The 12155-nt window shown below is 62.2% G+C and carries 12 protein-coding genes and 1 tRNA gene; all 13 read left to right on the forward strand.

From position 1 onward, the window contains the following. On the forward strand, positions 1-765 hold a 765-nt coding region (locus tag Q0X85_RS13220; protein ID WP_366129992.1), incomplete at its 5' end, for a MaoC family dehydratase N-terminal domain-containing protein. After that, positions 762-2000 carry a CoA transferase gene (locus Q0X85_RS13225; RefSeq protein ID WP_297772562.1) on the forward strand — a complete coding sequence of 413 codons (1239 nt, stop codon included), beginning with the start codon at positions 762-764 and terminating at the stop codon, positions 1998-2000. The genes Q0X85_RS13220 and Q0X85_RS13225, both read left to right, overlap by 4 nt. Before the next feature lie 142 nt (positions 2001-2142). Beyond that, positions 2143-2218: transfer RNA gene (locus Q0X85_RS13230), tRNA-Trp, on the forward strand. Positions 2219-2307: 89 nt separating this feature from the next. Then, positions 2308-3012, forward strand: coding sequence for an FkbM family methyltransferase (locus tag Q0X85_RS13235; RefSeq protein ID WP_297772563.1), 705 nt, complete (start codon positions 2308-2310; stop codon positions 3010-3012). A gap of 204 nt (positions 3013-3216) precedes the next feature. Beyond that, positions 3217-3807, forward strand: a complete 591-nt coding sequence (locus Q0X85_RS13240; RefSeq protein ID WP_297772566.1) for a hypothetical protein — start codon at positions 3217-3219, stop codon at positions 3805-3807. A 96-nt stretch (positions 3808-3903) separates the two neighbouring features. Next, positions 3904-4101, forward strand: a complete 198-nt coding sequence (gene secE, locus Q0X85_RS13245; RefSeq protein ID WP_297772568.1) for a preprotein translocase subunit SecE — start codon at positions 3904-3906, stop codon at positions 4099-4101. Between the two features lie 193 nt (positions 4102-4294). Further along, positions 4295-4828 carry a transcription termination/antitermination protein NusG gene (nusG, locus tag Q0X85_RS13250; protein ID WP_297772571.1) on the forward strand — a complete coding sequence of 178 codons (534 nt, stop codon included), beginning with the start codon at positions 4295-4297 and terminating at the stop codon, positions 4826-4828. Between the two features lie 163 nt (positions 4829-4991). After that, complete coding sequence (gene rplK / locus Q0X85_RS13255) at positions 4992-5417, forward strand: 50S ribosomal protein L11 (protein WP_297772573.1); 426 nt, start codon at positions 4992-4994, stop codon at positions 5415-5417. Position 5418: 1 nt separating this feature from the next. Further along, on the forward strand, positions 5419-6117 hold the full coding sequence (rplA, locus tag Q0X85_RS13260; protein ID WP_297772575.1) for a 50S ribosomal protein L1: 699 nt from the start codon (positions 5419-5421) through the stop codon (positions 6115-6117). A 256-nt stretch (positions 6118-6373) separates the two neighbouring features. Continuing rightward, on the forward strand, positions 6374-6892 hold the full coding sequence (gene rplJ / locus Q0X85_RS13265; RefSeq protein WP_080456360.1) for a 50S ribosomal protein L10: 519 nt from the start codon (positions 6374-6376) through the stop codon (positions 6890-6892). Positions 6893-6965: 73 nt separating this feature from the next. Next, on the forward strand, positions 6966-7343 hold the full coding sequence (gene rplL, locus Q0X85_RS13270; RefSeq protein ID WP_297772581.1) for a 50S ribosomal protein L7/L12: 378 nt from the start codon (positions 6966-6968) through the stop codon (positions 7341-7343). Between the two features lie 240 nt (positions 7344-7583). After that, entirely contained in the window at positions 7584-11720 is a 4137-nt protein-coding gene (gene rpoB / locus Q0X85_RS13275; RefSeq protein WP_297772583.1) for a DNA-directed RNA polymerase subunit beta, read from the forward strand. Positions 11721-11818: 98 nt separating this feature from the next. Continuing rightward, positions 11819-12155: hypothetical protein (locus Q0X85_RS13280; protein ID WP_297772585.1), on the forward strand; the 337-nt coding region annotated here is incomplete at its 3' end.

Consider the following 12155-nt stretch of genomic DNA (forward strand, 5'->3'; position numbering starts at 1 on the left):
ACGCTGGGCCCTGCGGGACAGCCTGCGCCGGGGCCGGGCGAGGACATGCCCGCGCTCTGGCATTGGTGTGGCTTCAACCCGACCGCGCCGCTTGCCGAACTGGCGCGCGACGGGCACCCTGTGCTGGGCGATTTTCTCCCGCCGGTGCGCCTGTCGCGGCGGATGTGGGCGAGCGGACAGCTCAGGCTTGGCGCGCCGCTCCGGGTGGGAGAGGCGCTGCGGCAACGCTCCCATCTGGCCAAGATCGAGGAAAAGCAGGGCCGCGCCGGTCCGATGGTTCTGGTGACGGTGGAACATCAGGTCTTTGGCGAGCGCGGGCTGGCCATCGAAGAGGTGCAGAACATCGTCTATCTCGATATCCCCGAGGCATTCTCACCCCCCGCGAAACAGCCGATGCCCGAACACCCCGTCGTACAAGACGTGCGCCCGCTGAACGAGGCGCTGTTGTTTCGCTACTCGGCGCTGACCTTCAACGCGCATCGCATCCATTATGACCTGCCCTATGCGCAGGAGGTCGAGCACTACCCCGGCCTTGTCGTGCATGGGCCGTTGCAGGCGACGTGGCTGATGCAGGCGGCGTGCCGGGCGCGGGGGCGCAGGCCCGCGTTGTTTGATTTTCGGGCGGTGCATCCGATGCTGCTGACCGGCAGCCGCGAGGCCGAGATCATGGCGGTCGAGGACGAAGGCGGCGCGCTGCGCTTGATAAGCGGGCAGGACGGCCATCAATGCATGCAGGCCACGGCGATATGGGAGGAGACGCTATGAGCGCAATACTCAAGGGAATGCGTGTGGTCGAGGGCTCGGCCTTTGTCGCTGTGCCGTTGGCGGGGATGACGCTGGCGCAGATGGGGGCCGAGGTGATACGCTTTGACCGGATCGGCGGTGGGCTCGATGCCGGGCGCTGGCCGTTGGCGCCCTCGGGGCAGAGCCTCTTTTGGGCTGGGCTCAACAAGGGCAAGAAATCCATCGCCGTGGACATGCGCCGCCCCGAGGGGCGGGACCTTGTGACCCGGATCGTCACCGCGCCGGGCGAGGATGCGGGGCTGTTCCTGACCAACCTGCGGGTGCGGGGCTGGATGGACTACGAGACGCTGAGTAAATTCCGCGAGGACCTGATCATGGTCACGCTGATGGGCGACCGGCAGGGCCGGCCGCAGGTGGATTATACCGTCAACCCGGCCTTGGGCGTGCCCGCGATGACCGGCCCGGTGGGCTGGCCGGAGCCGGTGGCGCATGCGCTGCCCGCCTGGGATCTGGTGGCGGGGCAATTGGTGGTGTCGTCGCTGCTGGCGGCCGAGCGCGACCGGTTGCGGCGCGGTCGGGGCCAGGAAGTTGAACTGTCGCTCAAGGATGTGGCGGCGGCCACCATGGGGCATCTGGGCCTGATCGGCGATGCTGCGGTGAATGACCGGGACCGGCCCAAATCGGGCAATGCGCTCTATGGTGCCTACGGGCAGGATTTCGTCTGCGCCTGCGGGCGGCGGGTGATGGTCATTGGCCTGACCAACCGGCAATGGCGCGGGCTGGTCACGGCCACCGGCACCGAGGCGGCGATGGCCGGGCTGGCCGAGCGCACGGGGCGCGATCTGAATGACGAGGGCGCGCGCTGGGAGTTGCGCCGCGAGATCACCGCCATTCTGCGCCCGTGGTTTGCAAGCCGCGAGGTGAGTGAGTTCGCCGAGGATTTTGACGCGGCTGGGCTGACATGGTCGGTCTTTCGCACCATGCGCGAGGCGCTGGCCGAGGATGCCGACCTGAGCGCGGCGAACCCGATGTTCCAGACGCTCGATCAGCCGGGGCTGGGCGAGTTTCCGGTGCCCGGGCATCCGGCGGTCTTTTCCGGGCATGGCCGCAGCGCGCCGCAAGCGGCCCCGGTGCTGGGGGCCGATACAGAGGCGGTGCTGGGCGATGTGGTGGGCCTGAGCGATACCGAGATCGCGCAGCTTTTCGACAGCGGCGTGGTGCAGAGCCCGCAGTTCAAGGCGCGTCCGGCGGCGTGATCCGAGGGGTGGCCCCGCGCAATGCGGTACGGGGTTGAGTATGGCGCAGAGCGCATGTTGGGGGGCAGTTTGCCGGACCTGCGATTAGTGTCTGGCACCCGCTTGACGCCCGTGTCGAAAATCAATAACACCGCCGCAGTCTAGGGGTATAGCTCAGCTGGTAGAGCGACGGTCTCCAAAACCGTAGGTCGCGGGTTCGAACCCTGCTGCCCCTGCCAAATCTCAAAGCTCATGGTGTTGTAACCTGGCTTGCGCCTGCGTAGGCCAATGTCTAGCGTCGTGTCGCCGGTGATGTCAGGGGCGGCGGATGAAGACAGTACTCAAACGGATCGTTCCGCCAAGCTGGCGTCGTCGTCTCCACGAGGGCAAGCGGACGCATATGTGCGCCGCGATGAAGCGCATAGCCGGGCGCGGGCTCGATGTCGGCAAGGTGATCGACGTCGGGGCGTCGGATGGTCGCTGGACGGCGCAGGCGATGGCCTACATTCCGCAGGCCCGTTATGTTCTGGTCGAGGCCAACCCGCATCACAAACCCGCGCTTGAGGCGTTTTGCAGGGCACATCCGCGCACCCGATTCGTGCTGGCCGCCGCCAGCAACAGCGCCGAGACGATCCGGTTCGACGCAGATGACCCGTTCGGTGGCAAGGCCGATCCCGCCGAAGGGCGGCGCGCGATAGAGGTGCCTGCGATCCGGCTCGATGACATCGTTGAGCGGTCGGATGGGCCGTTCTTGATCAAGCTCGACACGCACGGGTATGAAGTCCCAATTCTGGAAGGTGCCGGGCGCTGTCTGGCCGATGCGGCGCTCGTCATCATAGAGACTTATGGATTTCGTATCGCGCCCGAGGCGCTGCTCTTTCATGAGATGGTGGCCTACATGCGGGAGCGGGGCTTTGGCGTGGTCGACATGTCCGATCCGCTGTGGCGCCCCGGAGACCGGTGCTTTTGGCAGGTGGATTTGTATTTCCAACCGCTTTCGCGTGCGGAATTTTCAAGAACCTCTTATGAATGAGCAGGCATTGAGGCCTTTCGGAGCGCAATAGCGTTTAAAATCCATCTTAATTGCGGTGAAAAATGGACATATCGCATTTTCGCCGCTGGTTTGCCATGGTTTTGCCGTATTTGCGCCGCAGATTGACCACTTATCGGTTTGGCAGTCCTGGGGGATTCAAAACCGGTCCGCGTGGGGGCGTGGGAGACAGAGAGAATTGCTGCGATGAGAACACATATTTCGCGCGGGGATGACCCGCATGCCTATTATCCTGTTGAGAGAACCGAGTTCGAAGGGCGTGCACCCGCTGACGCGGCCTCGACAGAGCTTGCCGTGGAGAATGCCAAGGCGACGATCCGCGCGCTGGTGACGGAAGAGCGTCGGGTGACACGGCGTCATGCCTTGCCTGAACTCGCACCGCAAGTGTCACTCGATCATGTCGAGCCGGCACCAAAGCGGGCCGCGCCGCGCAGTGCTCCGTCTGCGCCGCGTGCGTCTGGCCTTTTGGACCGGTTGAAGGCGTTTCGTCCAGCGCCGCGCCATGCCGGATGGGCCTTGGCCTTTGCGCTGGTGATCTGGAAGCCGCTTCCGGTGCTGATCGTCATGTTCGCCGGCTTTTGGGTGGTTTTCCTGGGCTATGCCATTTTGGGTGCAGAGCGGATGGCGCGCCTGCGGGCGCGGCTGACCCGCCGGTTCAGACGCGGGGCCTCGGGCTGGAAAACCTGGCCCGATCTGCGGCTGCGCCGCGAACCGGAGCCTGACCCGTTTGCCGAGTATCCTGATCCGTTCGAGCGTATCGCGTCGGATACGCGCTGAGACAGGGGGGCAGGGGGCGCGCGCCTTCTGCCCTTGAATTCACGGGTCAGCCCGCGTATGTCGCGCTCAGCAGCGAAATCAGAGAAGACAGCGCACATGGCACGCACGAATCCGCTTCAGTTCATTCAGCAGGTCCGCTCGGAAGTGACCAAGGTCGTGTGGCCGACCCGCCGGGAGGTCATGTTGACCACGGTCATGGTGTTCATCATGGCCACGATCACGGCGATCTTTTTTGCTTTGGTCGATCTTGGAATCCGCAGCGGTTTGCAGGGGGTTCTCGGTCTCTTCGGCTGAGCCTTGGAAAATCGCGTCAGGCCCCTTGAATTTAGTGTCGAACGGGGGTAGTTGACGCAACACTTAGAAACATGGCGCGCGGCGATTCGGGTTGCGCGCCGCTTTTTGTTTCAGTGGGCACAGGCACAAGAGTCTGAAAAGAATACGCAAATCCGGTCACTGTATCGGTAAGAATAAAAGGCATAGGTCGACGATGGCAAAGCGGTGGTACTCGGTCAGTGTTCTCTCGAATTTCGAGAAGAAGATTGCCGAGCAGATCAGACAATCCGTCGTCGAGAACGCGCTTGAGGATGAGATCGAAGAGGTTCTCGTGCCCACCGAGGAGGTGATCGAGATCCGCCGGGGCAAGAAAGTGACCGCCGAGCGCCGTTTCATGCCGGGTTACGTTCTTGTGCGCATGGAAATGTCGGATCGGGGCTATCACCTGATCAACTCGATCAACCGCGTGACCGGGTTTCTTGGGCCGCAGGGGCGCCCGATGCCGATGCGTGATGCCGAGGTGAACGCGATTCTGAATCGTGTGCAGGAGGGCGAAGAAAGCCCGCGCACCCTGATTCACTTCGAGATCGGCGAGAAGGTCAAGGTCAACGACGGCCCGTTCGAGGACTTCGACGGCATGGTCGAGGAAGTGGACGAAGACAACCAGCGTCTCAAGGTGTCGGTGTCGATCTTTGGCCGGGAGACCCCGGTCGAGCTGGAATTTACCCAGGTCACCAAGCAGGTGTGATCGGGGCGCCCGCCGCTCCAACGGCCATCGCGGTTTGCGGGGGCATGGATCGGATGGGCAAACGCCGTGGGAGGCGAGGTGACCGCGGTCGCCGGACCGGACCACACAACAAGAGAGCCGAAGGGGCGCGCCCCGAAGGTGTTGGAAGCAAAGGAGAGGCCATATGGCCAAGAAGCTCATTGGGAAGCTCAAGCTGCAGGTGAAAGCCGGGCAAGCCAACCCCAGCCCGCCCGTCGGCCCCGCACTGGGTCAGCGCGGCATCAACATCATGGAATTCTGCAAGGCGTTCAACGCGCGCACCGCGGATATGGAGCCGGGTGCGCCGTGCCCGACCGTGATTTCCTATTATCAGGACAAGTCCTTCGACATGGACATCAAGACGCCACCCGCGTCTTATTACCTCAAGAAGGCCGCCAAGCTGCAATCCGGGTCCAAGACCCCCGGTCGCGCCACCGCCGGCACCGTCAGCACCAAGCAGGTGCGCGAGATCGCCGAAGCGAAGTGGAAAGACCTGAACGCGAACGATGTCGAAGCCGCGATGAAGATCGTTCTCGGCTCCGCGCGCTCCATGGGCATCGAGGTGAAGTAAGATGGCAAAGCTTGGAAAACGGACCCGCGCCCTGCGTGAAGCGACGGCTGGCAAGGATAACCTGACCGTCGAAGACGCGGTCGCGATGATCAAGGGCAACGCCACCGCGAAATTCGACGAGACCGTTGAAATCTCGATGAACCTTGGCGTTGACCCGCGCCACGCCGACCAGATGGTGCGCGGCGTTGTCGGTCTACCTAACGGCACCGGCAAGACCGTGCGCGTCGCCGTGTTTGCACGCGGCCCCAAGGCCGAAGAGGCCGAGGCCGCCGGTGCGGATATCGTCGGCGCCGAGGATCTGATGGAAACCGTGCAGGGCGGCAAGATCGAGTTTGATCGCTGCATCGCCACGCCTGACATGATGCCCGTCGTGGGCCGTCTGGGCAAGGTGCTGGGCCCGCGCAACCTGATGCCGAACCCCAAGGTCGGCACGGTGACGATGGACGTGGCGCAGGCGGTCAAGGATGCCAAGGGCGGCCAGGTGCAGTTCAAGGCCGAGAAGGCCGGTGTCGTGCATGCCGGTGTTGGCAAGGCGTCGTTCGATGCCGAAAAGCTGGCCGAGAATGTCCGCGCTTTCGTCTCTGCCGTGCAAAAGGCCAAGCCGGCCGGTGCCAAGGGCACCTATGTCAAGAAGATCTGCCTGACCTCGACCATGGGTGCAGGCGTGTCGATCGACGTCAGCAGCGCCGCTGTCGAATAAGAATTTGCGCCCGGGGTTTCGATCCCGGGGGCGAATGGCGGGGCCACACTCGGCCCTGTCCTGTCCGAGACGGAGGGTTCGTCGTAATCGCGGCGAATAATTCCTTCCTGAGATGGGGAACGAGATGAGATTTCCAGCGAGGGCAGGCGCCTTCGGGTGATCTTGGCCTCGGGACCCTGACATTGGACCCGAACGCTGCCTCATCCGGGGTGGCAAAACTGAGCCGGGGGGAGACCCCCAAATTTGGAGTGAAACTGTGGATAGAGCCCAGAAAGAGAAAGTGGTCGAGGAACTCGGCCAGATCTTCGAAAGCTCTGGCGTCGTAGTGGTTGCCCACTACACGGGTCTTACAGTTGCCGAAATGCAGGATCTGCGTGCCCGTGCCCGTGAGGCAGAGGCATCGGTTCGTGTTGCAAAGAACAGGCTCGCCAAGATCGCCCTTGAGGGCAAGCCGTGCGCAAGCATTGCAGACTACCTCTCGGGTATGACCGTACTCACCTTCTCCGAAGACCCTGTGGCAGCTGCCAAGGTCGCGGAGGGCTTTGCCAAGGATAACAAGAAGTTTGAGATCCTGGGCGGGGCAATGGGCGAGACGGCTCTGGACCGTGCCGGTGTTGAAGCTACGTCGAAACTGCCGTCGCGCGATGAACTCATCGCGACGATTGCAGGCATGATCGGCGCACCTGCTTCGAACATCGCGGGGGCCATTGGCGCACCTGCTTCGAACATCGCGAGCATCCTTTCGACCATCGAAGAGAAGGCCGAAGCCGCGTAAGGCATACTGTAACATTCGCGTAGGGGTTTACTTCCCGACGTTGGAACACATCTAGAGAACGGAAAGAGTCAAAATGGCTGATCTGAAAAAACTGGCTGAAGAGATCGTTGGTCTGACGCTTCTCGAAGCACAAGAACTGAAAACCATCCTCAAGGATGAGTACGGCATCGAGCCCGCCGCTGGCGGCGCTGTGATGATGGCTGGCCCCGCAGAGGGTGCCGGTGAGGCTGCTGAAGAGCAGACCGAATTCGACGTGATCCTGAAATCCGCAGGCGCATCGAAGATCAACGTGATCAAAGAGGTCCGTGCGATCACCGGTCTTGGCCTGAAAGAAGCCAAGGATCTGGTCGACGCAGGCGGCAAAGCCGTCAAGGAGCAGGTCTCCAAGGACGAAGCAGAAGAGATCAAGGGCAAGCTGGAAGCAGCTGGCGCCGAGGTCGAACTGAAGTAAGTTGCGCCGGGGCAACCCGGAGCGAAATTGAGGCTGGGTCCGGGAAATCCGGGCCCGGCCAAACCTGTCTCAGAGAGGCCCTGCACGCATCGGGGCTTCTTTAAGGCGAGGTTTACAGGATCGGGAGGCCGTCATTGGGACGATGGCCGGGAATGGATCGAACCAAGCCCTCTCGGATGGCCGCGGCGCTGAGCCCCGACAGCGCGCGCGACCGGTGAGAAATGAAAGGTGACATCGACCATGGCTCAGACCTACCTTGGCCAGAAACGTTTGCGCAAATATTACGGCAAAATCCGCGAAGTGCTGGAGATGCCCAACCTAATCGAGGTTCAGAAATCCTCGTATGACCTGTTCCTGAAATCCGGCGAAGAGCCCCAGCCGCTGGACGGTGAGGGGATCAAGGGCGTGTTCCAGTCGGTCTTTCCGATCAAGGATTTCAACGAGACCAGCGTGCTGGAGTTCGTCAGCTACGAGCTGGAAAAGCCGAAATACGACGTCGAAGAGTGTATGCAGCGCGACATGACCTATGCAGCACCCCTCAAGGTCAAGCTGCGGCTGATCGTGTTCGATGTCGATGAGGACACCGCCGCCAAATCCGTCAAGGACATCAAGGAGCAGGACGTGTTCATGGGCGACATGCCCCTGATGACGCCCAACGGCACCTTTGTGGTGAATGGCACCGAGCGTGTGATCGTATCCCAGATGCACCGCTCTCCGGGCGTGTTCTTCGACCATGACAAGGGCAAGACCCACTCTTCGGGCAAGCTGCTCTTTACCTGCCGCATCATTCCCTATCGCGGCTCGTGGCTCGACTTTGAATTCGACGCCAAGGACGTGGTCTTTGCCCGGATCGACCGCCGCCGCAAGCTGCCGGTGACGACGCTGCTCTATGCGCTTGGTCTCGATCAGGAAGGCATCATGAATGCCTATTATGACACGGTCGATTTCAAGCTGAAGAAAAAGAAGGGCTGGGTCACCAAATTCTTCCCCGAGCGCGTGCGCGGCACACGCCCGACCTATGACCTGATCGACGCCAAGACCGGCGAAGTGATCTTCGAGGCAAGCAAAAAGATCACCCCGCGTGCGGTCAAGCAACTGATCGACGAAGGCAAGGTCAACGAGCTTCTGGTGCCGTTCGAGCATATCGTCGGCAAGTTCGTGGCGCGTGACATCATCGACGAGGAAACCGGCGCGATCTATGTCGAGGCGGGCGATGAGCTGACGCTGGAATACGACAAGGCGGGCGAGATCTCTGGCGGTACGCTGCAAGATCTGCTTGAGGCCGGGATCACCGACATTCCGGTGCTGGACATCGACGGCATCAATGTGGGCCCCTACATCCGCAACACCATGGCCGCCGACAAGAACATGAACCGCGAAAGCGCGCTCATGGATATCTACCGGGTCATGCGCCCCGGCGAGCCGCCCACCGAAGAGGCCTCGGCGGCGCTGTTCGAGACGCTGTTCTTTGACGCAGAACGCTATGACCTCTCGGCCGTGGGCCGGGTCAAGATGAACATGCGCCTCAACCTCGAAAAGCCCGACACGCAGCGCACGCTGGATCGCGAAGACATCGTGGCCTGCATCAAGGCGCTGGTCGAGCTGCGTGACGGCAAGGGCGATATCGACGATATCGACCACCTCGGCAACCGCCGGGTGCGCTCGGTCGGTGAGCTGATGGAAAATCAGTATCGTGTCGGCCTGCTGCGGATGGAGCGCGCGATCAAGGAGCGGATGTCATCGGTCGAAATCGACACGGTGATGCCGCAGGACCTGATCAACGCCAAGCCGGCCGCCGCCGCGGTGCGTGAATTCTTCGGCTCCTCGCAGTTGTCGCAGTTCATGGACCAGACCAACCCGCTCTCGGAAGTGACGCACAAGCGTCGCCTTTCGGCGCTCGGGCCGGGCGGTCTGACCCGCGAACGCGCAGGCTTTGAGGTGCGCGACGTGCACCCCACCCACTATGGCCGGATGTGCCCGATCGAGACGCCGGAGGGCCCGAACATCGGTCTGATCAACTCGCTCGCCACCTTTGCGCGGGTGAACAAGTATGGCTTTATCGAGACACCGTACCGCAAGGTCGTGGATGGTCAGGTGACGGACGACGTGCAATACATGTCCGCCACCGAGGAAATGCGCCACACCGTGGCACAGGCCAACGCCAATCTCGATGACGGCGGCAAATTCGTCAACGATCTGGTCTCGACCCGTCAGGCAGGTGAATACATGCTGGCCCCGCGCGAGCATGTGGACCTGATCGACGTGAGCCCCAAGCAGCTGGTCTCGGTCGCGGCCTCGCTCATTCCGTTCCTTGAGAATGACGACGCCAACCGCGCGCTGATGGGCTCGAACATGCAGCGGCAGGCGGTGCCGACGTTGCGCGCCGAGGCGCCCTTTGTGGGCACCGGGATCGAGGGTGTCGTTGCCCGCGATTCAGGCGCTGCGATCATGGCGAAACGTGCCGGGGTGATCGACCAGGTCGATGCGCAGCGGATCGTGATCCGCGCCACCGAGGACATGGAAATCGGCGATCCGGGGGTGGATATCTACCGGATGCGCAAGTTCCAGCGTTCGAACCAGAACAGCTGCATCAACCAGCAGCCGCTGGTCAAGGTGGGCGACACTGTCCAGAAGGGCGAGGTCATCGCCGATGGCCCCTGCACCGACATGGGCGAACTGGCGCTTGGCAAGAACGTGATCACGGCCTTCATGCCGTGGAACGGCTACAACTACGAGGACTCGATCCTGATCTCCGAGCGGATCGTCAAGGATGACGTCTTTACCTCGATCCATATCGAGGAATTCGAAGTGGCCGCGCGTGACACCAAGCTCGGGCCGGAAGAGATCACCCGCGATATTCCCAACGTCGGTGAAGAGGCGCTGCGCAACCTCGATGAAGCCGGTATTGTCTATATCGGGGCTGACGTTGAGCCGGGCGATATTCTCGTGGGCAAGATCACCCCGAAGGGCGAGAGCCCGATGACGCCGGAGGAAAAACTCCTGCGCGCCATCTTTGGCGAAAAGGCGAGCGATGTGCGCGACACGTCCTTGCGCGTCAAGCCGGGTGATTTCGGCACGGTGGTCGAGGTCCGCGTGTTCAACCGCCACGGTGTGGAAAAGGACGAGCGCGCGCTTCAGATCGAGCGGGAAGAGGTCGAGCGTCTGGCACGTGACCGGGACGACGAGTTGGCAATTCTCGACCGCAACATCTATGCGCGTCTGAAAACGCTGATCCTCGGCAAGGTCGCGGTCAAGGGGCCCAAGGGCGTCAAGGCCAACTCGGACATCACCGAGGAGTTGCTGGCAACGCTGACCAAGGGTCAGTGGTGGCAGCTGGCCCTCAAGGATGAGGCCGACGCCAAGATCGTCGAGGCGCTGCACGAGCAATACGAGGCGCAAAAGCGCACGCTCGATGCCCGCTTTGAGGACAAGGTCGAGAAGGTGCGCCGCGGCGACGACCTGCCGCCGGGTGTCATGAAGATGGTCAAGGTCTTCATCGCGGTGAAGCGCAAGCTTCAGCCGGGTGACAAGATGGCCGGGCGTCACGGCAACAAGGGTGTGATCTCCAAGGTGATCCCGGTCGAGGACATGCCGTTCCTCGCCGATGGCACCTCGGTCGATATCTGTCTCAACCCGCTCGGCGTGCCGTCGCGGATGAACGTCGGCCAGATCCTTGAGACGCATATGGGCTGGGCCGCACGCGGTCTCGGTGTCAAGATCGACGAGGCGTTGCAGGAATATCGCCGCTCCGGCGATCTGACCCCTGTGCGCGAGGCGATGCGCATTGCCTACGGCGATGACGTCTATGAAGAAGGTCTCGCGGACATGGACGAGCAGACGCTGGTCGAATCGGCCAGCACCGTCACGCGCGGTGTGCCGATCGCCACGCCCGTCTTTGACGGCGCCAAGGAGCCGGATGTCAATGACGCGCTCAAGCGTGCGGGCTTTGACGAGAGTGGCCAGTCGGTGCTCTTTGACGGGCGCACCGGCGAGCAGTTTGCGCGCCCGGTGACCGTGGGCATCAAGTACCTGCTCAAGCTGCACCACCTTGTCGATGACAAGATCCACGCGCGCTCGACCGGGCCTTACAGCCTCGTCACGCAGCAGCCTCTGGGCGGCAAGGCGCAGTTCGGTGGTCAGCGCTTTGGTGAGATGGAAGTCTGGGCGCTCGAAGCCTATGGCGCCGCCTACACCTTGCAGGAGATGTTGACCGTCAAGTCGGACGACGTGGCGGGCCGGACCAAGGTCTATGAGAGCATCGTGAAAGGCGAGGACAATTTCGAGGCCGGTATTCCGGAATCGTTCAACGTGCTTGTCAAAGAGGTCCGGGGCCTCGGCCTCAACATGGAACTCCTGGATGCGGAGGAGGATGAGTAAGCGCAACGCGCCGGACCCTTTCAAAGGGTCCGGTCCGTTTTCTTTGCAAGAAAACGGCGTTGCCCCTCACCTCACCGCCAGCCTTTAAGGATTTGAAAATGAACCAGGAACTCACAAATAACCCGTTCAACCCCGTGGCCCCGGCCAAGGTGTTCGACGAAATCAAGGTCTCACTGGCCAGCCCCGAGCGGATCCTGTCGTGGTCCTACGGCGAGATCAAGAAGCCCGAGACCATCAACTACCGCACGTTCAAGCCCGAGCGTGACGGTCTCTTTTGTGCGCGGATCTTTGGCCCGATCAAGGATTACGAATGCCTCTGCGGCAAATACAAGCGCATGAAGTATCGCGGTGTTGTCTGCGAGAAATGCGGCGTCGAGGTGACGCTGCAAAAGGTCCGGCGCGAGCGTATGGGCCATATCGAGCTGGCCGCACCCT

The sequence above is a fragment of the uncultured Roseovarius sp. genome (assembly GCF_947259555.1).
In the GTDB taxonomy this organism is placed as follows: Bacteria; Pseudomonadota; Alphaproteobacteria; order Rhodobacterales; family Rhodobacteraceae; genus Roseovarius.